Origin of the sequence: Marinomonas rhizomae (assembly GCF_024397855.1) — a bacterium.
Lineage (GTDB): Bacteria > Pseudomonadota > Gammaproteobacteria > Pseudomonadales > Marinomonadaceae > Marinomonas > Marinomonas rhizomae_A.
Genome location: NZ_CP073343.1, coordinates 3,590,189 through 3,615,772, shown reverse-complemented (window position 1 = coordinate 3,615,772; position 25,584 = coordinate 3,590,189). Strand labels below are relative to the sequence as shown.

General features: G+C 44.4%; 17 protein-coding genes, 4 tRNA genes, 2 rRNA genes and 1 pseudogene. 20 read left to right on the top strand and 4 right to left on the bottom strand.

The window, feature by feature from the left end:
• Positions 1-49: 49 nt before the first annotated feature.
• Entirely contained in the window at positions 50-940 is an 891-nt protein-coding gene (locus tag KDW99_RS17010) for a LysR family transcriptional regulator (RefSeq protein WP_255826357.1), read from the bottom strand.
• Between the two features lie 191 nt (positions 941-1,131).
• On the opposite strand from KDW99_RS17010, the gene KDW99_RS17005 reads away from it, so the two are divergent.
• The 5 genes from KDW99_RS17005 to KDW99_RS16985 all read left to right on the top strand — a co-directional run bounded on the left by KDW99_RS17005 (position 1,132) and on the right by KDW99_RS16985 (position 5,318).
• Positions 1,132-2,250, top strand: coding sequence for an S-(hydroxymethyl)glutathione dehydrogenase/class III alcohol dehydrogenase (locus tag KDW99_RS17005; protein ID WP_255826355.1), 1,119 nt, complete (start codon positions 1,132-1,134; stop codon positions 2,248-2,250).
• 92 nt (positions 2,251-2,342) lie between these two features.
• Positions 2,343-3,173: an S-formylglutathione hydrolase gene (gene fghA / locus KDW99_RS17000; RefSeq protein ID WP_255826354.1), complete on the top strand. Its 831-nt coding sequence runs from the start codon at positions 2,343-2,345 to the stop codon at positions 3,171-3,173.
• A gap of 982 nt (positions 3,174-4,155) precedes the next feature.
• Entirely contained in the window at positions 4,156-4,398 is a 243-nt protein-coding gene (locus tag KDW99_RS16995) for a type II toxin-antitoxin system Phd/YefM family antitoxin (protein ID WP_255826352.1), read from the top strand.
• Positions 4,395-4,658, top strand: a complete 264-nt coding sequence (locus KDW99_RS16990; protein ID WP_255826351.1) for a Txe/YoeB family addiction module toxin — start codon at positions 4,395-4,397, stop codon at positions 4,656-4,658. The genes KDW99_RS16995 and KDW99_RS16990 overlap by 4 nt, the downstream gene beginning before the upstream one ends.
• 72 nt (positions 4,659-4,730) lie before the next feature.
• A complete protein-coding gene (locus tag KDW99_RS16985) occupies positions 4,731-5,318 on the top strand; it encodes an RBBP9/YdeN family alpha/beta hydrolase (RefSeq protein ID WP_255826350.1) in 588 nt (195 codons plus the stop codon).
• 286 nt (positions 5,319-5,604) lie between these two features.
• Here the strand turns inward: KDW99_RS16985 and KDW99_RS16980 are convergent.
• A pseudogene (locus KDW99_RS16980) lies at positions 5,605-5,751 on the bottom strand (transposase domain-containing protein); the annotation flags it as partial.
• A gap of 216 nt (positions 5,752-5,967) precedes the next feature.
• On the opposite strand from KDW99_RS16980, the gene KDW99_RS16975 reads away from it, so the two are divergent.
• On the top strand, positions 5,968-7,548 hold the full coding sequence (locus KDW99_RS16975; RefSeq protein WP_255826348.1) for a coiled-coil domain-containing protein: 1,581 nt from the start codon (positions 5,968-5,970) through the stop codon (positions 7,546-7,548).
• Positions 7,549-7,620: 72 nt separating this feature from the next.
• Here KDW99_RS16975 and KDW99_RS16970 read toward each other — a convergent pair whose 3' ends face one another.
• Positions 7,621-8,076, bottom strand: a complete 456-nt coding sequence (locus tag KDW99_RS16970) for a regulatory protein RecX (RefSeq protein ID WP_255826347.1) — start codon at positions 8,074-8,076, stop codon at positions 7,621-7,623.
• A gap of 196 nt (positions 8,077-8,272) precedes the next feature.
• Between KDW99_RS16970 and KDW99_RS16965 the strand changes: the two genes are divergently transcribed.
• The 9 genes from KDW99_RS16965 (at position 8,273) to KDW99_RS16925 (ending at position 15,698) form a co-directional block, all read left to right on the top strand.
• Positions 8,273-9,526 (top strand): D-amino acid dehydrogenase, encoded by a 1,254-nt coding sequence (locus KDW99_RS16965; RefSeq protein ID WP_255826346.1) that lies wholly within the window; start codon positions 8,273-8,275, stop codon positions 9,524-9,526.
• A 30-nt stretch (positions 9,527-9,556) separates the two neighbouring features.
• The gene (alr, locus tag KDW99_RS16960; RefSeq protein ID WP_255826345.1) at positions 9,557-10,654 is read left to right on the top strand and encodes an alanine racemase; all 1,098 of its coding nucleotides are present in this window, start codon (positions 9,557-9,559) and stop codon (positions 10,652-10,654) included.
• 224 nt (positions 10,655-10,878) lie between these two features.
• On the top strand, positions 10,879-13,497 hold the full coding sequence (alaS, locus tag KDW99_RS16955; protein ID WP_370646833.1) for an alanine--tRNA ligase: 2,619 nt from the start codon (positions 10,879-10,881) through the stop codon (positions 13,495-13,497).
• A 60-nt stretch (positions 13,498-13,557) separates the two neighbouring features.
• Entirely contained in the window at positions 13,558-14,799 is a 1,242-nt protein-coding gene (locus KDW99_RS16950; RefSeq protein WP_255826344.1) for an aspartate kinase, read from the top strand.
• A 144-nt stretch (positions 14,800-14,943) separates the two neighbouring features.
• A complete protein-coding gene (gene csrA / locus KDW99_RS16945) occupies positions 14,944-15,132 on the top strand; it encodes a carbon storage regulator CsrA (protein ID WP_255826343.1) in 189 nt (62 codons plus the stop codon).
• 58 nt (positions 15,133-15,190) lie between these two features.
• Positions 15,191-15,280: transfer RNA gene (locus KDW99_RS16940), tRNA-Ser, on the top strand.
• A 61-nt stretch (positions 15,281-15,341) separates the two neighbouring features.
• Positions 15,342-15,418, top strand: a tRNA-Arg gene (locus tag KDW99_RS16935).
• 62 nt (positions 15,419-15,480) lie between these two features.
• A tRNA-Arg gene (locus tag KDW99_RS16930) sits at positions 15,481-15,557 on the top strand.
• 64 nt (positions 15,558-15,621) lie between these two features.
• Positions 15,622-15,698, top strand: a tRNA-Arg gene (locus KDW99_RS16925).
• Positions 15,699-15,771: 73 nt separating this feature from the next.
• On the opposite strand, the gene KDW99_RS16920 is transcribed toward KDW99_RS16925, so the two are convergent.
• Positions 15,772-16,752 carry a tRNA dihydrouridine synthase gene (locus tag KDW99_RS16920; protein WP_255826341.1) on the bottom strand — a complete coding sequence of 327 codons (981 nt, stop codon included), beginning with the start codon at positions 16,750-16,752 and terminating at the stop codon, positions 15,772-15,774.
• Positions 16,753-16,931: 179 nt separating this feature from the next.
• Here KDW99_RS16920 and KDW99_RS16915 point away from each other — a divergent pair, with 179 nt between their 5' ends.
• The 5 genes from KDW99_RS16915 to KDW99_RS16895 all read left to right on the top strand — a co-directional run bounded on the left by KDW99_RS16915 (position 16,932) and on the right by KDW99_RS16895 (position 25,376).
• A complete protein-coding gene (locus tag KDW99_RS16915; protein WP_255826340.1) occupies positions 16,932-17,183 on the top strand; it encodes an OadG family protein in 252 nt (83 codons plus the stop codon).
• Between the two features lie 41 nt (positions 17,184-17,224).
• Positions 17,225-19,024 carry a sodium-extruding oxaloacetate decarboxylase subunit alpha gene (gene oadA / locus KDW99_RS16910; RefSeq protein ID WP_255826339.1) on the top strand — a complete coding sequence of 600 codons (1,800 nt, stop codon included), beginning with the start codon at positions 17,225-17,227 and terminating at the stop codon, positions 19,022-19,024.
• 19 nt (positions 19,025-19,043) lie between these two features.
• On the top strand, positions 19,044-20,216 hold the full coding sequence (locus KDW99_RS16905) for a sodium ion-translocating decarboxylase subunit beta (protein ID WP_113917733.1): 1,173 nt from the start codon (positions 19,044-19,046) through the stop codon (positions 20,214-20,216).
• A 438-nt stretch (positions 20,217-20,654) separates the two neighbouring features.
• Positions 20,655-22,194, top strand: a 16S ribosomal RNA gene (locus tag KDW99_RS16900).
• Positions 22,195-22,477: 283 nt separating this feature from the next.
• Positions 22,478-25,376: ribosomal RNA gene (locus tag KDW99_RS16895) — 23S ribosomal RNA — on the top strand.
• Together the 16S and 23S rRNA genes form the textbook arrangement of a ribosomal RNA operon.
• Positions 25,377-25,584 lie beyond the last annotated feature (208 nt).

The window sequence follows — 25,584 nt, the reverse complement described above, 5'->3', positions numbered from 1 at the left end:
TAATGATGCTTAAAAGTGGGTATGTGGAGCGTATTTAACCATACGTGAGTTATTTGGCAAATGGTGGATCTTGTTTAAAACGTTGAATGAGATAATCACATATACTTTGTAGCTTCGGCGACGGCTGACGTACCTTAGGGTAAACCAACCAAACACCGCTGTAGGGATACTGATATTGCGTTAACAAGGGGATGAGCTTGCCACTGGCAAGGTCATCCCCGACGTAATAGTCTGGTAGCTGAGCAATTCCCAAGCCTTTTCTAACCGCATCTAGTAAAGCTGGGCCTGAATTACTGCGCCAGTTGCTGCTCACTTTTACTTCTTTACGTTGCCCATCTTGCTGAAACAGCCAGTGGGTTTTTGAACCAATTAGGCAGCTGTGTTTGCTTAATTCCGCCAGCGTGTGCGGCATGCCGTGTTGGTCTATGTATTCCCGCGATGCACAAAGGTATTCCTCACGGTCACATAAACGCCGCGACAAATGGCTGGAGTCCTTCATGGCGCCCATGCGAATAGCAAGGTCGTAACCTTCCTCTATCAAATCTACCGAGCGGTTCGTTAGATGAAAATCCAGTTCTATTTTTGGATGATTCAGCAGAAAGTCATTCATTAATGGTGCAATGTAACGTTCGCCAAAGGTCGTGGCACAGGTCATTTTGAACGAGCCAATAGGAGCTTGATTGAGCGTTGAAATGACTTCTTCGGCGCTGCTTAACGCTTCTGGCAAGCCGCGACAATGCTGATAGTAAAGCTCGCCCGCGTCACTTAAACGAATACGGCGTGTGGTTCGAAATAGCAGGGTAGTTTCAAGCTCCGCCTCTAGTTGGGTGATCAATCGACTAATGTGCGAAGCGGATACGCTAAGCTTTATCGCTGCGGCTGAAAAGCTGCCTTGTCTGACAACTTCGACGAACGCTTCCATGGCTTCCCAGTTTTTCATAGTCTTTTTGTACCGTTAAAAGAGGTTTGGCTTGATGCTTGAGTTGTTACATTATAACTAAAATGAAGGTTTTTAAAATGATTATTGCTATATGGCAATAATCATTTTCCAAATTGGGCATTATCCTTGTAATCATTTGCGTCTACACTGATTGCATCGAAAATGAATCAAAACACACTTTGGAGTACGCAATGAAATGTAAAGCAGCTGTTGCTTGGGGCCCAGGCCAACCTCTTAAAATCGAAGAAGTTGACGTTCAAGATCCGCAAAAAGGCGAAGTGCTAGTTCGCATGGTTGCTACGGGTGTTTGTCACACTGATGCGTTCACTTTGTCTGGTGAAGATCCAGAAGGTATTTTCCCTGCAATCCTAGGCCATGAAGGCGCGGGTGTTGTTAAAGCGGTAGGCGAAGGCGTTACGACTCTAAAAGTGGGCGATCATGTTATCCCACTTTACACAGCTGAATGTGGCGTGTGTAAATTCTGTAAGTCTGGCAAAACTAACCTTTGCCAAGCGGTTCGTGAAACACAAGGTAAAGGCCTTATGCCAGATGGCACAAGCCGTTTCAGCATCAATGGCGAGCCTATTTTCCATTACATGGGGACGTCTACTTTTTCTGAATACAGCGTTGTCCCAGAAATTTCTTTGGCAAAAATCCACGTTGATGCGCCATTAGAGAAAGTCTGCTTGCTAGGTTGTGGTATCACAACAGGTATCGGTGCGGTACTAAACACAGCGAAAGTCGAAAAAGGCGATACCGTTGCTATCTTCGGTCTTGGCGGCATTGGTCTGTCTTGTATCCAAGGTGCTCGCATGGCTGGTGCTTCTCGCATTATCGCGATCGACATTAACGAATCTAAGTTCGAAATGGCGCAACAGTTCGGCGCGACCGATTGCGTTAACCCGAAAAACTTCGACAAGCCTATCCAAGAAGTTATCGTTGAAATGACGGATGGCGGTGTAGATTACTCTTTCGAGTGTATCGGTAACGTACAAGTTATGCGCTCTGCACTTGAGTGTTGCCATAAGGGTTGGGGTGAATCCATCATCATTGGTGTTGCTGGTGCTGGCCAAGAAATCTCCACTCGTCCGTTCCAATTGGTAACTGGCCGAGTCTGGAAGGGTTCTGCTTTTGGTGGTGTAAAAGGCCGCAGCCAATTACCAGGTTACGTAGAAGACTACATGAACGGCAAAATCGAAATCGATCCATTCGTAACGCACACTATGCCGCTTGAGCAAATCAACGAAGCATTTGATTTGATGCACAAAGGCGAGAGTATCCGTACTGTCATCCTTTTTGACCAAAAGTAATCGCTAAGATCAGTTGAACTAATCCCGTTAGCCATTTTGTTGCCGCTATTTAGCTGTGTAACAAGTCAATGGCTAACGTTTAGGAGAAGAATATGGAACTTTTATCTAGCACGAAAAGCTTCGGCGGTTGGTTGAAGCGTTATAAGCATGAAAGCTTGTCAGTGAAAGGGGAAATGACGTTTGCTATTTACCTACCACCACAAGCAGAAACGCAAAAAGTGCCTGTTTTGTATTGGTTGTCAGGTCTGACCTGTAACGATGAGAACTTCACGCAAAAAGCCGGTGCCTTTCGTAAAGCAGCAGAGCTAGGCTTAGCTATTGTTTGTCCAGATACCAGCCCTCGTGGCACGGATTATCCAAACGAACATGAAAGTTACGATTTTGGTTCCGCTGCTGGTTTTTATATTAATGCGACGGTTGAGCCTTATTCGCACACGTATCACATGTACGATTACGTTGTTCAAGAGCTGCCGCATTTGGTTGAAGCCAACTTCCCTGTAACAGACAAGCGTTCTATCTCTGGTCACTCCATGGGTGGTCACGGAGCCTTGATTTGTGCGTTGAAAAACCCAGGCAAGTATCAATCTGTCTCAGCGTTCGCACCGATCGTTAATCCAACTAATTGTCCTTGGGGCGAAAAAGCCTTTACTGGATATCTAGGTGAAGACAAAGCCACTTGGAACGAATGGGACGCCACTTTTCTGATCGAGAACGCAAGTGAGCGCTTACCATTGTTTATTGATCAAGGCGAAGCCGATAACTTCTTGGTAGAACAACTTAAACCAGAAGCCCTAGAAGCAGCCTGTGAAAAAGCCGGACACCCGATTACGCTACGCCGTCAACCGGGCTACGACCACAGCTACTTCTTCATCGCCAGCTTTATCGACGATCATTTAGAGCATCATTCCAGAGCCTTGGGTTAGCACTTAGTTTTCTCTTTATTGGAATCGAAAAAAGCGAGCTGCGGCTCGCTTTTTTATTGCCTGAAAACTTATTTAAAACAACGCGTAGGGCGGCATGAGCGAAGCGTGATCCGCCACTTTGTAGCTTGGCCTTTAGGGCAACAATTTCAGATAGAGCTAGTTAGGAGGAGACTCAAACCAAGCGGCGTTTCTTCTGAAAAGACCGTTTAGTTTGCCCAGATTCTCTTAACTCTCTTGGCTCTTTTAACAAAAAAACTCTCTTTATAAACTTATAAAGAGAGTTTTGATTCAATCTAGACTCAAGCTGGTAATGAGCGATAGTGACCGCATACGTGCTCTAAGCGTCCATTCTTCATACGGACATAAGGGCTAACATAGACGTTTTTTTCTTTCATGTTTACTCCAGATATAACTACACTAATAATTATCTTGTAAGTCCTTCGCAACATGGGTAACGTACACTTTCTGACGATGCTGTTACTTGGTTTTAAAGCTTACAATTTAACTTTTAGCTGGGTGATAGTTCATAGCGATGAGGGTACTTTTGTACTCCATCGCCCCCTCTTTTCTAATCCTCTTGTTATATTATTACTCCATGATGTTTTCTCCTCGCTGATTGTGTGCATAGAGATTACTGTACTTATATTAATGTTGTTAACAAGCTTATCAACAGGTAATGGCTTGTTTATTAATAGCTTGATGTTTGCATCAACAGGCTAAAGGTTTTTTGTTTTTTTTGTGGATAACTTTTTTGATTTTAATTTCCAGTGAAACTTTATTTTTTGTGTTTAATGTTTTTTAGTCTAAGGTTTTTTTAAAGGTTCTTTTATAGCAATGTGTAAAACTGTCTACTCTTGCTGACTGAGTCTATATTTCTATTAAGAGGTAAATGAAAAATGAAAATCAAAAAAAGCGTCCGTCTTGACGTACGTGCCATAAAGCGTACAATTTGCTTATTATTTAAACGATTTTGAGGTGTGTGATGGCTGGAATGACGGCAACAGAAGCACGTAGTAATTTGTATCGACTGATTGATGAAACGGCAGATTCTCATCAGCCTATTGTTATTACAGGTAAGCGCAATAATGCGGTTTTGGTATCGGAAGAAGACTGGTCAGCGATTCAGGAAACCCTGTTTTTACTATCAGTGCCTAATATGCGTGAATCGATTCGCGAGGGAATGGATACTCCCGCTAGTGAATGTGATGAGGAGTTAGATTGGTGACATGGAAGTTGATTTATACTAAGCAAGCTCAGAAGGATGCAAAAAAATTAGCGTCTATTGGGCTGAAACCAAAAGCTCAAGAGTTACTCAGTTTGGTCGCGCAGGACCCTTTTCAAAAACCACCTCCGTTCGAAAAGTTAGTCGGTGATCTTTCTGGTGCTTATTCGCGCAGAATTAACATTCAACATAGACTCGTTTATCAAGTGTTAGAAGCAGAGAAAATGATAAAAGTGCTTCGGCTTTGGACTCATTACGAGTAGATTGGCCTTGTCGCCAAAAGTGGCTTAAGGCCAGATCAAAAGTTCATCTTTTAAGCAAAGGAGGGTGAAAATATGCCTCGTCTCTTAAAAACTGAAAATACTCTGCGTTTTTTAACTATTCCCGGCGGTGGTGGTTCTCCATCCAATCATTGGCAATCCTATTGGGAAAATGATTGCTCGACTATGGAGCGTGTTTATCAAGAAGATTGGGATACACCTGCTAAGTCAGATTGGGTTGCGACTTTAGATAGTGTCATAAGGCGAAGCGAAAAGCCTACAATATTGGTGGCTCACTCTGTTGGCTGCATTGCAGTGATACATTGGACTGCGGTGTTGGCAAGCCAAGTCATCGGTATTTTCTTGGTGGCACCTGCTGATGTTGAGGCTGAGTGGGCGGAACCACCTGCTCCTTATGCCAGTTTTCGTTCCATTCCTTTAAGCAAACTTCATATACCTTCTCTTGTTGTTGCGTCAAGCAATGACCCTTATCTTTCATTATCACGAGCCAAGTTACTATCAGAAGCTTGGGGAAGTGATCTTAAGGTGCTAGGTGAATGTGGGCATATTGGCTCAGAAAGTCATCTAGGGCAGTGGCAAGAAGGAATTGATTTATTGGATGGTTTTAGTGTCCACTGTTTGGAAGTAAGTAAGATTCGTTAGCTTGATTAATGATCATTTTATCGTCATCAAAAGGAAAGGTGTGCATCGGTACACCTTTTTTGATTCTGCTTTCGATTGTTCTTGTCGCTTTTCAATAATGGCTCAAAGTTCAGCTGTTGATCCCTGAGTTCGACTAGTAAGGGTACGAACTTCTTCTGCAACTACATAGTAAAGCCGCGTCTGGTTTCGCTTGCTCGAGTGCTTTCAATAGCTGCATTTAGGAGCTATAAATTGGTTTGTAATCATCCCGAGCAAATCGCTCATTATCTCAATACTCATCTTTATGCTGGAAAAGCCATAGCATAGAATCAAAGCCAAGGCGCTGCCTTGCTTGAGATACGCCACTCTTAGCAAGAAGTTGCTCCGATGCTAATCCTTCTGAACAGATATTTAAGCGCCTAGCCACTTCTTCAATCGCCTCACCCCGAAAGAACTTGATGTACAGGTAACGTCATTTGATGTTTGCTTTTGAAGAGATAGTTAATGCGGGCTCGATCTATTAATTTTAGCCCTTATGTGAATAGTATTAGGTCCCGTACCTGCTTTTTTTTGTGGTGTGTACGTTAAAAAATGTAGGTTCTATGGTTTCTTAAGGCATATCCCTCTATGATTATTTTTTAGGTTTGGCATTAAATAGGACTGTCACGATATGTTGATTTGGCAATGGGGACTTATTGCTTCGAGTGCACTTTTGTCCGTGGTGTTTGTATTTGTCTTGATGAAATATTTTTCTCTGCGGAAAATGGTGCCAGACCGAGGTACTGATGATGCGGCGGAGCCTGTTGAGTTGCATGATGATAATCATGATGCAACGGAAAGTGAAAAAAGACAGTGGCTGTCGTTGCTTGAGCAACAGAAAAGCATATGTTCTCAACTCCTTGTTGAGTTGCCTAAATCTGACTTCCAGGGGCGTGCGGCTTTGTCGTGTTGGGCTATTTTTTTGGATGTCGAGATAGACATCATTGAGCGCTCAGTATCTCATTCTGAAGCGTTAGCGCTTTTGGTAGCATTCAAAAGCCTTTTAGATAAAGTGGATCATGCACAAGAAATTGATGCGCTTTTGAAGTCATTAAAAGTGAATCAGTCCTTACTTCAAGAGCTAAATAAAGTGATTCAGAAGGCAGGAGAAAAGGTCTTTGCGCAAGTAAATGTCACGTCTAATTTAAACCTTGAACTTGGGAAACTTCAAAAGCAGTTGGATAAAGAAGTCGAGCTTGACGACTCACTTGCTTCACTTCGATCTGAGATGGCGAGCTTATATGAATTTGCAGAGCGCTTAAAACTGCATTTAGCGGAAGTCAAAGAGGAAAACGATAACTCGCTTTATATTGATGCTTTAGAAGAGTATTTGAATAGTGCTGATCAGTCTGATTTTGTGCACTCTGTCCGTTCAGAGTTAGATGAAAAGGTGTCTGATCTTAAGCAGTTGGCAGCTTACCAAAAAACGATAATTGCAGATTTAAAAGATCAAGTTCGTAAAGTGAAAGTGGATCATGAGGGGGATGGTAAGCACATTGGTATTCACGATATCTCCATTGTTCGATTAGAAAAAACATTATTAGAAAGTAGTCGTGTGGTTAAGCGCTTAGAAGGAAAATTAGACAGTTTACAGGCCATTAAATATAACCTTAATATTGATATGATTAAGCGTGACGAGGCGCTAAAACAGAAAGCAGCATTGCTTGAAAAACAAAATAAAGATGATCGTCAAGGAATTGATATCTATGGTGTTATGGAGGAAGAGCGTAGTGCCATGAAAAATATGGAAGACTTACTTCATCAAAATTCATTTACTGAAGAGTCTGATGCTTTTGCGAATGACCAAGCGTCAAAACTAAGCTCTTTGCGTTTAATGGTCAATGAGTCTGAGTTGTATGTTGAAATGCTTGAGCGAGACTTAGATAAGGCGAGAGTTCTACGTGAAAACTTAGAGAACAAGCTACTTCACCCTGAGCTGATAGGTGATGAGGTTGTGGATGATGAAGATGTTTTAGCCAGTCAAAACCAAGAGGAGGTTGAAAACCTTCGTGAAATTAATGAAGAGCTAGAAGAGGAGCGAAAGCGTTTAGAGGCGGAGTTGTTTGATAAGCAAGATCAGCTAGAAGAATTCGAGGTTCTTCAGAAAAAAATAAACGAATTGGACGAGAAGATAGAATCCGTTCAAAAAAATTATGTTGAGATGGAAGAGCGCTATTTAGCAGCACTAATGGAAAAAGAAGATAACGTATAGCATTAAGTTTCCTATTATGTGTACTAGCTTTAGCCTGACCTGACAGATGCATTATTTTTGAACCAGACACTCTCAATACTCATCTTGGGAGGATATGGCGTATTTGATTTGATCGAAGTCAAACCCTCTATATTGAAGGTAGCGTGATTGTTTGGCTTTTTCTTTAAAGTCAGTGCTCGCTTCTTCCCCGAACCTTCTCTCTTTTAATTGCTTTGCTAACTCGAACCAATCTGCATCCGCTTCTAATATTGCTGTTTTTGCTAACTCACTATTAATGCCTTTTTGTAATAGTTCTTGCTGTATTCGACTTGCTCCAAGCGGTTTACTTAAGCGGCTTCGGACAAAAATTTCTGCAAAGCGAGCGTCGTTGAGATAGTTCATTTCTTCAAGACGCTCAATGGTCGCTTCAATCTCTTCTTCCTCGTGACCTCTTGACTTTAATTTTGTGGTTAATTCCTTTTTGCTGTGTTCTCTGTGACTTAGCAGTGACATGGCTTGTTCGAAAATGGATGTTTGGTGCTCTTTCATGTCTTTCTCGCTGCATATTTGGATTAAGCCGCTATTTTATCAGTCAAATAAATTTTTTACATTTAATTTGTAATAGACTTTATTTTTGTTTATTTGTGGGTTTTTATTCTTCTATATGAATGTAAATTAGGTGATAAAACTATATATCTTGTGTAAATATAGATGATACGACTTTACTTATGTTTGGGGTTTTTCTATGCGTGTTTGCGTGTTGGGTGCGGGGGTTGTTGGTTTAACGTCAGCCTATTACTTAGCGAAAAAAGGGTTTGATGTGACGGTAATTGACCGTCAGGAAGGTGTGGCCTTAGAGACGAGCTTTGCTAACGCAGGGCAAATTTCTCCTGGCTATTCTGCACCTTGGGCGGCGCCAGGTATTCCTCTTAAGGCTATTAAATGGCTAATGCAAAAACACGCACCGTTAAAAGTGAGCGCCGATCCTGAGCTTAAAAAGCTGGCTTGGATGGGGAAAATGTTGGCGAACTGTACTGAAAAAGCCTATGACGTGAATAAATCTCGTATGGTGGCACTGGCGGAATACAGTCGAGATCAATTTATTGCCATGCGCAAAGACATTGGTATTAAGTACGATGATGGGCAGGGTGGTCTGACTCAGTTATTCCGCAAGGATGAGCAAGTAGAAGCGTCTGAAAAAGATATTAAGGTGCTTAAAGCTTTGAATGTTCCTCATCAAGTGTTAACACCAGCGCAAATTTTAGACGTGGAGCCAGGTCTCGCTCCTGTCATTGATAAGTTTAAAGGTGGACTTAGGTTGGTAGGCGATGAGACGGGTGACTGCTTTGTTTTTTGCGAGGAGCTTAAAAAGCACTGTGATGAATTAGGAGTAACATTTAAATTTGGAGTGGCAGTTGAGCGCTTGGTTGTAGAAGGTGGTAAAATACGCGCCGTTAAAACCGATCAGGCTGACTTTGAGTTTGATAATGTCTTGGTGTCTATGGGTAGCTACTCAAAAGAGTTACTTAAAGCGATTGATATTTCTATTCCTGTTTATCCCGTGAAAGGGTATTCCTTAACTGTGCCAATTACCGATTCACAGTTCGCGCCTATTTCTACTGTGATGGACGAAACTTATAAAGTAGCGGTGACGCGATTGGGTGGTCGGATTCGTGCTGCCGGAACCGCGGAGCTAAATGGCTATAATCTTGATTTACCTAAAGTACGCACAGAAACCATTACGCATGTGGTGCATGATTTATTTAATCAAGGTTGTGAGTTATCTCAAGCAGACTATTGGACGGGACTTCGCCCAATGACGCCAGATGGCACACCAGTTGTTGGTCGTACAGGTATTGATGGTTTGTATTTGAATACAGGGCACGGAACATTGGGTTGGACAATGAGCTGCGGCTCAGCTGCCGTAATTGCGGATATTATGTCTGGCGATAAAACGGAGATCGACTCACAAGATCTTTCTGTACAACGTTATAAATAGTAAAACGCTTTGAAAGTTTAAGGGGCAAAAATGGCAAGGCCACTCACGGCAACGGTAGATTTGGAGGCGATCCTACAAAACTATCATTATGCAAAAAAGTTACAGCCGACTTGTAAGGCGTTCGCTGTTGTTAAAAGTAATGCGTACGGACATGGTGCGGTTGAAGTGTCACGTTACTTAGATGAAGAAGTCGATGCTTTTGCGGTGGCCGCCATTGAAGAGGCGATTGCTTTGCGTGAAGCAGGTATCGTTTCACCTATTTTATTATTAGAAGGCGTATTTGAAGGTGAAGAGTGGGCGCTTTGCGAGAAATATGGCTTTTGGGCCGCTTTGGAAAATGCTCAGCAACTTGATGAGTTGCAGGCGAGCCATGCAAGAATTGAAAAAATTTTTCTGAAGTTAGATTCTGGTATGCATCGCCTTGGTGTGGATAAGGAAACAGCGCCCGTGTTTGTTGAATCGTTGAAAAGCAGCGGTCAAGTGGGAGAGGTTGTTTTGATGACACATTTTTCTTGTGCGGATGACTTATCTGATCTAACGACGATGCAGCAGTTGGCTTACTTTGAACAAGCGCGCCAATCGATTGGTGATATTGAGGCCAGTGTGGCGAATTCTGCAGCGATTATGAAGTGGAGCGTGCCAGAAGGTGGTTGGATTCGACCAGGTATAATGTTGTACGGAATTTCGCCTTTTGCTGAAGTGAGCGGTCGAGCGTTGGGTTTGCGTCCAGCGATGACTTTGTCGTCAAAAGTGATTTCGACGCGTCAGCTTAAACAATGCGATAAAGTCGGTTATGGCCTTGGTTATGTTGCGGCGGAAGATCATGTATTAGCAACCGTCGCGGTGGGTTACGGTGATGGTTATCCGCGCCATGCTGTAAATGGCACTCCATTAAATATCGATGGCCAACCAGCCAGTCTAGCTGGTCGAGTGTCCATGGATATGATTACGGTACGCATGCAAGATTCAGCTGTTGAACCTGCTATGGGGCAGGAGGTTGTTCTTTGGGGTGGCGATGTGCCTGTCGAACAGGTCGCAGATTATGCTGGTACTATAGGTTATGAATTAGTGACCAGAATGACTTCCCGACCTCATTATCGCTATATTCGTGGCGAAGACTCTCAGTAATACCTTCCTATAAACGTTAAGCAAAAGTAGGTTTACATCCATAAATCCTGCTTTTGCTTAAGTTATGCACAAAATAAGCTTTAAATTACTACAGTTTCTTTTGAAAACACCTATCCTTTGCGTGTACTATTTTGTGCTTTTCGTTGCATCGAATCGGCACATGTTAATCTGCCATTCACGCAATCCAATTCGTCCAGAAAATAGAGATAGAGACTCATCCCATTATGAAGAGTTCTGAGTTACGCCAGTCATTTTTATCGTACTTTGAAAGTAAGCAGCATCAGATTGTGGAATCCAGCTCATTGGTTCCAGGAAATGATCCAACATTGCTATTCACTAACGCTGGTATGGTCCAGTTTAAAGATGTGTTTTTGGGAGAAGATCTTCGCCCATATTCACGAGCAACGACGTCTCAACGTTGTGTGCGAGCGGGTGGTAAGCACAATGACCTAGAAAATGTTGGCTATACTGCACGCCATCATACTTTCTTTGAAATGCTCGGTAACTTCAGCTTTGGTGATTACTTCAAAAAAGACGCGATTCATTACGCGTGGGAGTTTCTAACGGTTGTGCTGAAGTTGCCAACAGAAAAATTGTTGGTAACTGTTTACGCAGACGACGATGAAGCCTTTGATATTTGGAATAAAGATATCGGTCTTCCTGCAGAAAAAATTATCCGTATTGGTGATAACAAAGGCGGTCGTTACCAGTCTGATAATTTCTGGGCGATGGGCGATACTGGTCCTTGTGGTCCTTGTTCTGAAGTCTTCTATGATCACGGCGATCATATTTGGGGCGGGCCTCCAGGTTCTCCTGAGGAAGATGGTGATCGTTTTATCGAAATCTGGAACGTGGTTTTCATGCAGTTCAATCGTTCTGCTGATGGTGTTATGGCGCCTTTGCCTAAGCCTTCTGTTGATACGGGAATGGGTTTAGAGCGTATTGCTGCTATTTTGCAGGGCGTTCATAGTAACTACGAAATTGATTTATTCCAAAACCTCATCAAGGCGGCGGCACAAGTGGTGGGTGCTCAAGACCTGAGTGCGCAGTCATTGCGTGTTATTGCTGACCATATTCGCTCTTGTTCATTCATGATTGTTGATGGTGTGATTCCGTCAAATGAAGGTCGTGGTTACGTTTTGCGTCGTATTATTCGTCGCGCGATTCGCCACGGTAACAAGCTAGGTCAAAAAGGTGTGTTCTTCCATAAGTTGGTAGAAGCGCTTGATGTTGAAATGGGGCAAGCTTACCCAGAGTTGACCAAGTTAAAAGATCGTGTTGCTTCTATTCTGTTAAAAGAAGAAGAGCAGTTTGCCAAAACCCTTGATCAGGGCATGAAGATTCTTGAAGAAGCGATATCCGAATTAGGCGATAAAAAAGTTATCCCTGGCGAGACAGTTTTCAAGCTTTACGACACGTATGGCTTTCCTGCCGATTTAACCAATGATGTTGCCCGTGAGAATGACTTAGAAATAGATGAAGCTGGATTTGAAGTTGCTATGGATGCACAGCGTGCTCGTGCTCGTTCAGCCAGTAACTTCTCTATGGATATGTCGAGTGGCGTTAAGTTGGATTCTGTTACTGAATTTACTGGGTATGAGAATCTAGATGGCACGTGTGAAGTGGAAATGATCCTGGTTGATGGTAGCGAAGTTCAAGCTATCGAGGCAGGCCAAGTTGCGGCGGTGATTTTGAAAACGACGCCGTTTTATGCTGAATCTGGTGGTCAAGTTGGCGATCAGGGTTGGTTGCGCGGTGCTGGTGCGTTTAAAGTCTCTAATACAACGAAGCAAGCTAAAGCGCATTTGCATTACGGTGAGCTGAAAGAAGGCCGTTTGGCGGTTGGTGATCAGGTGACTGGTGAAGTGGATCGTACTTTGCGTATGGCAACGACATTAAACCACTCTGCTACTCACTTAATGCACGAAGCTTTGCGTCGTATCTTAGGTGATCATGTACTGCAAAAGGGCTCTTTGGTGAATGCTGAGCGATTGCGTTTTGACTTCTCGCATTTTGAAGGCGTTACGGCGACAGAAATCGAACAAATTGAAGACATGGTTAACGAGCAGATTCGCTTAAACCGTTCAGTAGAAACAGACATCATGGATGTTGAGTCGGCGAAGGCTAAAGGCGCTATGGCGTTGTTTGGTGAAAAATACGACAGCGAAGTACGTGTATTGACAATGGGGGCTGATTACTCGATTGAGTTGTGTGGCGGTACTCATGTTAGTCGAACAGGTGATATTGGTTTCTTTAAAATTGTAACAGAAAGCGGTATTGCTGCTGGTGTCCGTCGTATTGAGGCGGTTACTGGTAAGATGGCAATAGATACGACTCGTCAGACAGAATCTGTTCTTGATGGTATTGCTAGCCTTGTTAAAGGTAATAAAGACAGTGCGCTTGATAAAGTGGCTGCTTTGAACGAGCAAACGCGTAGCTTGCAAAAAGAGTTGGATGTGTTGAAAGGTAAAATGGCGGCATTGGCAGGCGCTGATTTGGCTTCTCAAGCTGTAGATATTAACGGCGGTAAGCTTTTGGTTGCTCAGGTCAAGGTGGAAGATCCAAAAGCATTACGGGACTTGCTTGATGAACTAAAAAGTAAGCTTGAGTCTGCCGTTATATTATTGGCTGCGGTGAATGATGGCAAAGTAAGTTTAATTGCTGGCGTAACCAAAGAACTGACTAAAAATGTGAAGGCTGGAGATCTTATTAAGATGGTCGCGCCTTATGTTGATGGTAAAGGTGGTGGTCGCCCAGATATGGCTCAAGCTGGTGGTAATAATCCAGATGGCTTGTCTACAGCTCTTGAGTTGGTGCCTGGCTGGGTTGCTGAAAGAGTTTAAATTGAATCGTTCCTTAAGAGCTTGGAATTCGGCTTTTTTGATTTAAATAGTGGAAAAATTATGGCGTTGTTAGTTCAAAAATACGGCGGCACCTCGGTAGGCACAATAGAGCGTATCGAGGCCGTTGCAGATCGAGTGTTAAGGCATAAGCAACAAGGTGATGACATAGTCGTTGTGGTTTCAGCTATGAGTGGTGAAACCAACAGGCTGATTGATCTTGCGAAAAGTATTAATGCTTCACCAAGTGCGCGTGAAATGGACGTGCTACTGTCGACCGGAGAGCAGGTTACTATTGCTCTTTTGTCAATGGCATTGATGAAGCGTGGTCTTGATGCTCGTTCTTATACAGGCTCTCAGATTCGTATTACAACTGACAGCGCTCATGGTAAGGCTAGAATTCAAAAGATCGATACCGATGCGATGCGTACAGACTTAGATGCTGGGCGAGTGATTGTGGCGGCTGGTTTTCAAGGGGCTGATGAGTTTGGCAACATTACGACATTAGGCCGAGGTGGCTCTGATACGACGGGTGTTGCGCTTGCTGCTGCGTTGAAAGCGGATGAATGTCAAATCTACACCGATGTGGATGGTGTTTATACAACGGATCCTCGTGTTGTAGATAGTGCTCGACGTTTGGATAAGATCACCTTTGAAGAAATGTTAGAGATGGCTAGCCTTGGCTCGAAGGTGTTGCAAATTCGTTCTGTAGAGTTTGCTGGTAAATATCAAGTGCCGCTTAGGGTGCTATCTAGTTTTGTTGAAGGTGAGGGTACGTTGATTACAACTGAGGGGAATACGAATATGGAGCAGCCAGCGGTTTCTGGAATTGCATTCAATAGAGATGAAGCTAAATTAACTTTGAAAGGCGTTCCTGATATTCCGGGTATTGCTTCTCGTATCCTGGGTCCTGTTAGTGATGCCAACATCGAAGTAGATATGATTGTTCAAAACGTATCTGTTGATGGCACAACGGACTTTACCTTCACCGTGCATCGCAATGAATATGATCAGGCTTTGTCTACTTTAAATGTCATTGCAAAAGAGCTCGGGGCGAATGCTGTGCTGTCTGATGCCAAAATTGCGAAGGTGTCCATTGTTGGTGTCGGAATGCGCTCTCATGCCGGTGTGGCAAGTACGATGTTTAAAGCTCTGGCAGCTGAGTCTATTAACATCCAGTTGATTTCTACTTCAGAGATTAAAGTGTCTGTCATTATTGACGAGAAATACATGGAATTGGCGGTTCGAGCACTGCATTCTGCTTTTAAGTTAAATGAGGCGGCATCCGGAGTTCGAGAAGCTTAACAATTGGATACATAAAATCCTTTGGTTATGCATAGTTTAATTTTTATTGAGAGGCTACAATTGATTTTGTAGGAATTGCCCTACAATAGTTGTCGGGCAATTCATCTGAGTGAATCTTAAAAGCTATAACAGGGAGATATTCTTATGCTTATTCTTACTCGTCGTGTTGGTGAAACTTTAATGGTTGGTGATGAAGTTTCTGTCACTGTGTTGGGTGTAAAAGGAAATCAGGTTCGTATTGGCATCAATGCACCTAAAGATGTGTCTGTTCACCGTGAAGAAATTTATCTTCGCATTCAAAAAGAGCAAGACGATCAAGTTTCTGAAGATTAATTTTTAAAAAAGTCTTTACAAGACAAATGTGTCGTATATAATGCGCCCCACTTGTTACGGAGAGTTGGCCGAGTGGCCGAAGGCGCGCCCCTGCTAAGGGTGTATGGGTTAACACTCATCGAGGGTTCGAATCCCTCACTCTCCGCCATTTCAAGTTTGTCTTTTAGAGACTATCCTCTCTAATAATAAAAGACTGGAATTATCGTTATGCACCCGTAGCTCAGCTGGATAGAGTACTCGGCTACGAACCGAGCGGTCAGAGGTTCGAATCCTCTCGGGTGCACCATTCCAAAAAACATTTTAAAGCTATCCTCTTTAAAGTGTCGTTGTTAAAAAAAATATTGCTATGCACCCGTAGCTCAGCTGGATAGAGTACTCGGCTACGAACCGAGCGGTCAGAGGTTCGAATCCTCTCGGGTGCACCAATATCAAAATAATGATTTTAAGCTATCCTCTTTAAGTCATTTAGTAAAAGCAAAATATTGCTACGCACCCGTAGCTCAGCTGGATAGAGTACTCGGCTACGAACCGAGCGGTCAGAGGTTCGAATCCTCTCGGGTGCACCATTACTATCTCCCTCCTTATTTTAATTTCCCACTTTTTATATCTGTTATAAAAATTAACTTTTTCTGTTTTTCTTCATTGCTTTGTTGTTATCACGCTTTCGAATGTTTGTGTTAATTCGCTTGTGCTTTTGCAGCGTCTTAGTGTTTGAAGGTTGTCTTTTATTTCCTCAAAACCAAATCTTAAATGTCCACACCACTGTTTTAGTCTACCGAGCGTAGCAACTTCGTCATAATATTCTTGTAGTTCTGTGCTGTAATTAATAAATAGGCTATTTAGGCTTGCTGCGTTGGTTGTGCATTCTTGCCCATTGAGTTCTTCTCTTATTTGTTGGAAAACAAATGGGTTGTTGAGCGAACCTCGTCCGATCATAAAGTGCTGGCAGCCTGTAATGGATTGGCATCGCAACAAAGACTCTGCATCTGTGATATCCCCATTGGCAACCACTATCATTTTTGTTTTATCTTGAATCTCGCCTATTTTCTCCCATCTGGCTGGTGGCTTGTAGCCATCTTTTTTTGTGCGGCCATGAATAGTAAGTGTTCCGACTCCGGCAGCCTCAATGGCGGCGACATTGTCAAATAAGAGCTCTTCATCCTCGAAGCCTAGGCGTATTTTGGCGGATACGGGGATATCGCTGGATAATGTTTTTCGAATCGTGCTCATTATGTCATACAGTGTGTCGGGTGTTTGTAGTAAAACCGATCCTCCTCCATGGCCATTTACGCGTTTGGCGGGGCATCCAAAGTTCACGTCGATATGTGTGGCGCCGGCTTCAATTGCATTTAAGGCACTTTCTGCCATTAGCCCTGCATTGCTACCAAGTAACTGAGTGTGAACGGGGTGGTTGTGTGCTGTTCTTGCTTTGTTGGTATTTTCAGGGATGAGGCGCTTGAATGAGTGTGTAGGGATTGGATATTGGGTGACCCGAATGAATTCTGATACTAAATAGTCCATGCCGCCAATTTGTGACAACAATGCTCTCATTGTGTGATCCATAACACCTTCCATAGGTGCAACGGCTAGTACCATGTTTGTGTTAATTGGTTTTTTCAAGGTGGGGTCGCTTTTTGTAGAATTGTTCACGAAATAAGTATAACTGTTATGCAATAAAAATATGAAACTGTTCTGGTTTGTGGTAAAAAACTAACTATCAAAAATAAACAGCGTTCTTGGGTGTGCATCTGATCACATTAGATCTGTACAAACAAGACGAGAAAAAAGGTGATGATGCTATGAGTGGGTTGCTGGAAGATGGTGTGGGGTTGATGGTGTTAGGAATGGGATTTGTATTCCTGTTTCTGGTGGTGTTGATTTTTGCGACGGGTTATATGTCGAGACTGCTGAATTATTTATTTCCTGAAGCTCCTGTGCCTGCGGTGTTAAAGCCTGTTTCTAAAAATATTGCTTCTTCTGGTGTGGATGCGCAAATGACAGCGGTTATTACAGCTGCTGTTCACCAACACAGAAACAGTAAAAACTCTTAATTTCCTAATATTAATTTTTCTAATTTCTTTGAGGCTGAAACATGACAACAACAAAGCAACCTCTTGGCATTACGGATGTCGTTTTACGTGATGCTCACCAATCTTTGTTTGCTACCCGTATGCGTATCGACGATATGCTTCCTATCGCTGAAAAACTTGATCAAGTTGGTTTTTGGTCTCTTGAATCTTGGGGTGGCGCAACATTCGATTCTTGTATTCGCTATATTGGGGAAGATCCTTGGGAGCGTATTCGTGAGCTGAAAAAGGCAATGCCTAAAACGCCTCAGCAAATGTTGTTGCGCGGGCAGAATCTTCTTGGCTATCGTCATTATGCCGATGATGTTGTGAATAAATTTGTTGAACGAGCCGCTTTCAATGGTGTTGATGTTTTTCGAATTTTTGATGCAATGAATGATCCGCGCAATTTGGAAACAGCCATTAAAGCTGTTAAGCAGCAAGGTAAGCATGCTCAAGGAACAATTTCTTACACCAAGAGTCGAGTTCATACCACTAAGAACTGGGTAGACTATGCAAAGACTCTGGAGGATATGGGGGCAGACTCTATCGCTATAAAAGATATGTCTGGCATTTTGACTCCATACGATGCTTTTGAAATGGTTGGTTTGTTGAAGGCGCAAACTCAACTAGAGGTGCAGTTACATGCGCATGCTACGTCTGGCCTGTCTGATATGACTATTTTGAAGGCGGTTGAAGCTGGTGTGGATCGAGTCGATACAGCTATTTCTTCTATGTCGATGACTTATGGTCATAGTGCGACAGAGTCTGTTGTTGCCGCTTTGCAAGGGACAGATAGGGATACAGGCTTAGATCTAGAGTTGTTAGAAGAGATTGCGGCTTATTTCCGAGAAGTTAGAAAGAAATACGCGAAATTTGAAGGGTCTCTTCGTGGTACAGATTCTCGAATATTGATTGCCCAAGTGCCTGGCGGTATGTTGACCAATATGGAAAGCCAGCTTAAAGAGCAAGGTGCGGCTGATAAGTTTGACGAAGTATTAAAAGAAATTCCAAAAGTCCGCGAAGATTTAGGCTTGATTCCACTTGTCACGCCGACGTCACAAATAGTTGGTACCCAGGCGGTTTTGAATGTTCTTACTGGTGAGCGCTATAAATCTATCTCAAAAGAGACGGCGGGTATTTTGAAGGGGGAGTATGGTGCAGCTCCTGCGGAGTTTAATAAAGAGTTACAGGCGAGAGTTTTAGATGGGGCTGAGGCGATTACTTGTCGACCAGCGGATTTGCTATCACCAGAAATGGATAAGTTGACTGAAGAGTTGGTTGATCTATCGAAAGAAAAAAATATTCAGTTATCTGATGATCAGATTGATGATGTGTTAACTTTTGCTTTGTTCCCTCAAATAGGTCTTAAGTTCTTACAGAATCGTGGTGACGCTAGTGCGTTCGAACCTGTTCCGACACTTGAGGATGCAGGTGATAGTAAGCCTGCGGTTGCAAGCGCTTCCTCTGGTGATGCGAGTGTATATACGGTTTCTGTTTCTGGGCAGAGTTTTGTTGTTCAGGTATCGGAAGGTGGTGATGTTAGTGATATCCAGCCTGTTGCGAATGTTCAAAAAGCTGCAAGTCAAGCGCCTACGGCTCCTGCTGCGTCATCTGGTGAAGATGTTCCCTCTCCATTGTCTGGAAATATCTTTAAAGTGTTGGTATCTCAAGGGCAGCAAGTTGAAGAGGGTGATACTGTCATGATTCTCGAAGCGATGAAGATGGAAACAGAAATTTCTGCTCCTAAGTCCGGTGTCGTTGGTTCTATTAATGTAAAAGAAGGTGACTCCGTGCAAGTTGGTCAGTCACTTCTTACGTTGTAATCAAGGGAATTAATCGACAATGGAAAATAAATTATTAAATCTTTATCACGATACAGGGATTTATCAGCTGGAACTTGGTCAGTTTGTGATGATCTGTGTTGGTTTGCTGTTGGTTTATTTGGCAATAAAAAAAGGTTTTGAGCCGCTCCTTCTTTTACCTATTGGTATTGGTGCAGTTTTAGTTAATATTCCTGGTGCAGGCTTTATGGCTGCACCTGTTTATGATGCGACTGGGCATATGGTGTCTCCGGGCGGCCTTCAATATTATATTTATCATGGTGGTATTGAGACAGGCTTGTTTCCTTTGATTATCTTTATGGGCGTTGGTGCTATGACGGACTTTGGTCCTATGCTTGCCAACCCGAAAACGTTGCTTCTTGGTGCAGCTGCACAGTTTGGTATCTTTGCTACTGTTATTGGTGCGGTGCTATTGAGTGCATCTGGCATTATGGATTTTTCTTTAGCTGATGCGGCGGCAATAGGTATCATTGGTGGTGCCGATGGCCCAACCGCTATTTTCGTTGCTAGCCGACTGGCGCCAGATTTATTGGGGGCGATTGCAGTAGCTGCTTACTCTTATATGGCGCTAGTACCGCTTATTCAGCCGCCAATCATGCGAGCGCTGACATCGAAAGAGGAGCGTTCCATTAAGATGGAGCAGCTTAGGCCTGTTACGAAGAAAGAAAAAATAGTCTTTCCAATCGTAGTTATTATTCTGGTTGCGATGTTTTTACCGTCGGCCGCTCCTCTGCTTGGGATGTTCTGTTTTGGTAATTTAATGCGTGAGTGTGGTGTTGTTGACCGCTTAAGTGATACTGCTCAAAATGCGTTGATTAATATTGTGACGATCTTCTTGGGTTTGGGGGTTGGCTCTAAGTTGAGTTCAGAAGCTTTTTTAAATCTGGAAACGTTAGGTATCTTGAGTTTAGGTTTGATCGCGTTTTCTATCGGTACAGCCGCTGGTGTCTTAATGGCGAAGTTAATGAATCGATACTCGAAAGAAGCAATTAACCCATTGATTGGCGCAGCGGGTGTGTCGGCTGTACCAATGGCTGCACGTGTTGCTAATAAAGTGGGGCTTGAAGCGAATAAACAAAATTTCTTATTGATGCATGCTATGGGGCCAAACGTAGCTGGAGTTATTGGTTCAGCTGTTGCTGCCGGTGTAATGCTTAGTTATGTCGGCGGTTAATCGGCCCTGACTGAGTGACTACTTAGAAAAAGACACTTCGGTGTCTTTTTTGTTATTTGGTGTTTTTTTAATTAATTTCAAAATTAGTTGAAAAAAGGGTTGCACAAAATCTGTAGATCCTTAATATACGCCCTCGCTGACACGGACAAGGCTTCAGAGCAACGAAGACCAAGTTCAACTAACTAAATGAAGATTTGGTTAGCCATTCAAGTTAGCACGCTCTTTAAAATAGATAATCAGATAATTTGTGTGGGCGCTCGCTGGAGGCTTCAGAAGATTGTCCGGATTGGTTTTTAACCGATTCGAGATAATCAAAAAAATTGAAGTCTTGCGAAACGTCTAACACGTCAATTCGCTTTATGTTGTTTTGTTGTTCTTCGGGACGACGAAATGATTAAGTTATTGTTAGTGTAATAGATTTTGAGTAAGCAAACTTTTTAACTGAAGAGTTTGATCATGGCTCAGATTGAACGCTGGCGGCAGGCTTAACACATGCAAGTCGAGCGGTAACAGGGGGGCTTGCTCCTGCTGACGAGCGGCGGACGGGTGAGTAACGCGTAGGAATCTGCCTAGTAGAGGGGGACAACATGTGGAAACGCATGCTAATACCGCATACGCCCTAAGGGGGAAAGGAGGGGACTCTTCGGAGCCTTCCGCTATTAGATGAGCCTGCGTAAGATTAGCTAGTTGGTAGGGTAAAGGCCTACCAAGGCGACGATCTTTAACTGGTCTGAGAGGATGGCCAGTCACACTGGGACTGAGACACGGCCCAGACTCCTACGGGAGGCAGCAGTGGGGAATATTGGACAATGGGCGGAAGCCTGATCCAGCCATGCCGCGTGTGTGAAGAAGGCCTTAGGGTTGTAAAGCACTTTCAGGGGTGAGGAAGGGTAACTGGCTAATATCCAGTTACTTTGACGTTAGCCCCAGAAGAAGCACCGGCTAACTCTGTGCCAGCAGCCGCGGTAATACAGAGGGTGCAAGCGTTAATCGGAATTACTGGGCGTAAAGCGCGCGTAGGTGGTTTGTTAAGTCGGATGTGAAATCCCAGGGCTCAACCTTGGAATGGCACCCGATACTGGCAGGCTAGAGTATGGTAGAGGGGTGTGGAATTTCCTGTGTAGCGGTGAAATGCGTAGATATAGGAAGGAACATCAGTGGCGAAGGCGACACCCTGGACTAATACTGACACTGAGGTGCGAAAGCGTGGGGAGCAAACAGGATTAGATACCCTGGTAGTCCACGCCGTAAACGATGTCTACTAGCCGTTGGGTTGTAATGACTTAGTGGCGCAGCTAACGCAATAAGTAGACCGCCTGGGGAGTACGGCCGCAAGGTTAAAACTCAAATGAATTGACGGGGGCCCGCACAAGCGGTGGAGCATGTGGTTTAATTCGACGCAACGCGAAGAACCTTACCTACTCTTGACATCCAGAGAATTCGCTAGAGATAGCTTAGTGCCTTCGGGAACTCTGAGACAGGTGCTGCATGGCTGTCGTCAGCTCGTGTTGTGAAATGTTGGGTTAAGTCCCGTAACGAGCGCAACCCTTATCCTTATTTGCCAGCACTTCGGGTGGGAACTTTAAGGAGACTGCCGGTGACAAACCGGAGGAAGGTGGGGACGACGTCAAGTCATCATGGCCCTTACGAGTAGGGCTACACACGTGCTACAATGGCGTATACAGAGGGCTGCGAACTAGCGATAGTAAGCGAATCCCAGAAAGTACGTCGTAGTCCGGATTGGAGTCTGCAACTCGACTCCATGAAGTCGGAATCGCTAGTAATCGTGAATCAGAATGTCACGGTGAATACGTTCCCGGGCCTTGTACACACCGCCCGTCACACCATGGGAGTTGATTGCTCCAGAAGTAGCTAGCTTAACCCTTCGGGGATGGCGGTTACCACGGAGTGGTCAATGACTGGGGTGAAGTCGTAACAAGGTAGCCCTAGGGGAACCTGGGGCTGGATCACCTCCTTAAACGATAGAAACCTCTGGTGAGCGTTCACACAAATTATCTGATACCTATCTTAAAAGCATTAGCACAGAGTTCTAAGCAAGAGGTTTGAATGGTTTGTCCATCAAGCATCTGACTTAGTGCTTTGCACTAAACTTGCTCTTTAACAATTCGAATTTTGAAATAACGATGAATCAAGCGTTAAACCGGTGGAAGTTCACTTTAACCTAGTGACTTCTATTATCGTAAATCCAGAGAGACACAAAAGCTCTTTGGTATGTGATCCGAAACTATTTTGGGTTATATGGTCAAGTGACCAAGCGTGCACGGTGGATGCCTTGGCAGTCAGAGGCGATGAAGGACGTGGTAATCTGCGAAAAGGTTCGGGGAGTCGATAAACAGACTTTGATCCGAACATGTCCGAATGGGGAAACCCACTCTACTTGTAGAGTATCCCACAGTGAATACATAGCTGTGTGGAGGCGAACCCGGGGAACTGAAACATCTAAGTACCCGGAGGAAAAGAAATCAACCGAGATTCCCTAAGTAGCGGCGAGCGAAAGGGGATTAGCCCTTAAGTGGTTTTGGTGTTAGTAGAAGGCTCTGGAAAGTGCCGCGATAGAGGGTGATAGCCCCGTATACGAAAACACCTTAATCATGAAAACGAGTAGGACGGGACACGTGTTATCCTGTCTGAATATGGGGGGACCATCCTCCAAGGCTAAATACTCCTGACTGACCGATAGTGAACCAGTACCGTGAGGGAAAGGCGAAAAGAACCCCTGTGAGGGGAGTGAAATAGATCCTGAAACCGTGTACGTACAAGCAGTGGGAGCGGACTTGTTCCGTGACTGCGTACCTTTTGTATAATGGGTCAACGACTTATTTTCAGTAGCAAGGTTAAGCACATAGTGGAGCCGTAGGGAAACCGAGTCTTAATAGGGCGTTTAGTTGCTGGGAATAGACCCGAAACCGGGCGATCTATCCATGAGCAGGTTGAAGGTTGAGTAACATCAACTGGAGGACCGAACCCACATCCGTTGAAAAGGCTGGGGATGACTTGTGGATAGGAGTGAAAGGCTAATCAAGCTCGGAGATAGCTGGTTCTCCTCGAAAGCTATTTAGGTAGCGCCTCGTATCTCACCATTGGGGGTAGAGCACTGTTTGGGCTAGGGGGTCATCCCGACTTACCAACCCCATGCAAACTCCGAATACCAATGAGTGCAATTACGGGAGACACACGGCGGGTGCTAACGTCCGTCGTGGAAAGGGAAACAACCCAGACCGTCAGCTAAGGTCCCAAAGTTACAGTTAAGTGGGAAACGATGTGGGAAGGCTTAGACAGCTAGGAGGTTGGCTTAGAAGCAGCCATCCTTTAAAGAAAGCGTAATAGCTCACTAGTCGAGTCGGCCTGCGCGGAAGATATAACGGGGCTCAAACTGTACACCGAAGCTACGGATGCTTAATTTATTAGGCATGGTAGAGGAGCGTTCTGTAAGCCGTTGAAGGTCAAGCTGTAAGGCAGGCTGGAGGTATCAGAAGTGCGAATGTTGACATGAGTAACGATAAGGGGAGTGAAAAACTCCCCCGCCGGAAGACCAAGGTTTCCTGTCCCATGTTAATCAGGGCAGGGTGAGTCGGCCCCTAAGGCGAGGCAGAAATGCGTAGTCGATGGAAAACAGGTTAATATTCCTGTACCGATGTATATTGCGATGGAGAGACGGAGAAGGCTAGGCCAGCACAGCGATGGTTGTCTGTGTTTAAGGCGGTAGGCAAGTGACTTAGGCAAATCCGGGTCACTCTTTTAGAGAGAATGCCGAGAACTGATGACGAGCCCTCTTTTGGGCGAAGTGGTTGATGCCATGCTTCCAGGAAAAACTTCTAAGCTTCAGATATACATTGACCGTACCCCAAACCGACACAGGTGGTCAGGTAGAGAATACCAAGGCGCTTGAGAGAACTCGGGTGAAGGAACTAGGCAAAATGGTACCGTAACTTCGGGAGAAGGTACGCCGGCCGGTGTGAAGGACTTGCTCCGTAAGCACTAGTCGGTCGAAGATACCAGGTGGCTGCGACTGTTTATTAAAAACACAGCACTCTGCAAACACGAAAGTGGACGTATAGGGTGTGACGCCTGCCCGGTGCTTGAAGGTTAATTGATGGGGTTAGCGCAAGCGAAGCTCTTGATCGAAGCCCAAGTAAACGGCGGCCGTAACTATAACGGTCCTAAGGTAGCGAAATTCCTTGTCGGGTAAGTTCCGACCTGCACGAATGGCGTAACGATGGCCACACTGTCTCCACCCGAGACTCAGTGAAATTGAAATCGCAGTGAAGATGCTGTGTATCCGCGGCTAGACGGAAAGACCCCGTGAACCTTTACTATAGCTTCACAGTGAACTTTGAACCTACTTGTGTAGGATAGGTGGGAGGCTTTGAAGTGCAGACGCCAGTTTGCATGGAGCCACTCTTGAAATACCACCCTGGTATGTTTGAGGTTCTAACTCAGGTCCCTTATCGGGATCGAGGACACTGTGTGGTGGGTAGTTTGACTGGGGCGGTCTCCTCCCAAAGAGTAACGGAGGAGCACGAAGGTGTGCTCAGCATGGTCGGAAATCATGCATAGAGTGTAAAGGCAAAAGCACGCTTAACTGCGAGACAGACACGTCGAGCAGGTACGAAAGTAGGTCTTAGTGATCCGGTGGTTCTGTATGGAAGGGCCATCGCTCAACGGATAAAAGGTACTCCGGGGATAACAGGCTGATACCGCCCAAGAGTTCACATCGACGGCGGTGTTTGGCACCTCGATGTCGGCTCATCACATCCTGGGGCTGAAGCCGGTCCCAAGGGTATGGCTGTTCGCCATTTAAAGTGGTACGCGAGCTGGGTTTAGAACGTCGTGAGACAGTTCGGTCCCTATCTGCCGTGGACGTTTGAGATTTGAGAGGAGCTGCTCCTAGTACGAGAGGACCGGAGTGGACGAACCTCTGGTGTTCCGGTTGTCACGCCAGTGGCATTGCCGGGTAGCTATGTTCGGACGGGATAACCGCTGAAAGCATCTAAGCGGGAAGCCTCCCTTAAGATAAGATCTCACTGGGACATAAGTCCCCTAAAGAGCCGTTCGAGACTAGGACGTTGATAGGTTGGGTGTGTAAGTGCTGTGAGGCATTGAGCTAACCAATACTAATTGCTCGTGAGGCTTGACCATATAACACCAAAGTGGTTTTGGATGAGAAGAGTGAAAGCTCAAGATCATCAAAATGACAAAGACACATATACGATATTGAATAAGCTGGTTTATCGCTTGATACACGTTATTTCAAAATGAATTGTTAAAGATCCAAGCACGTATTCGCGTGTTTTGAGACAAGTCGAAAGACAATGCAATAAACGCATAGCTCAAAACAATACGCAAA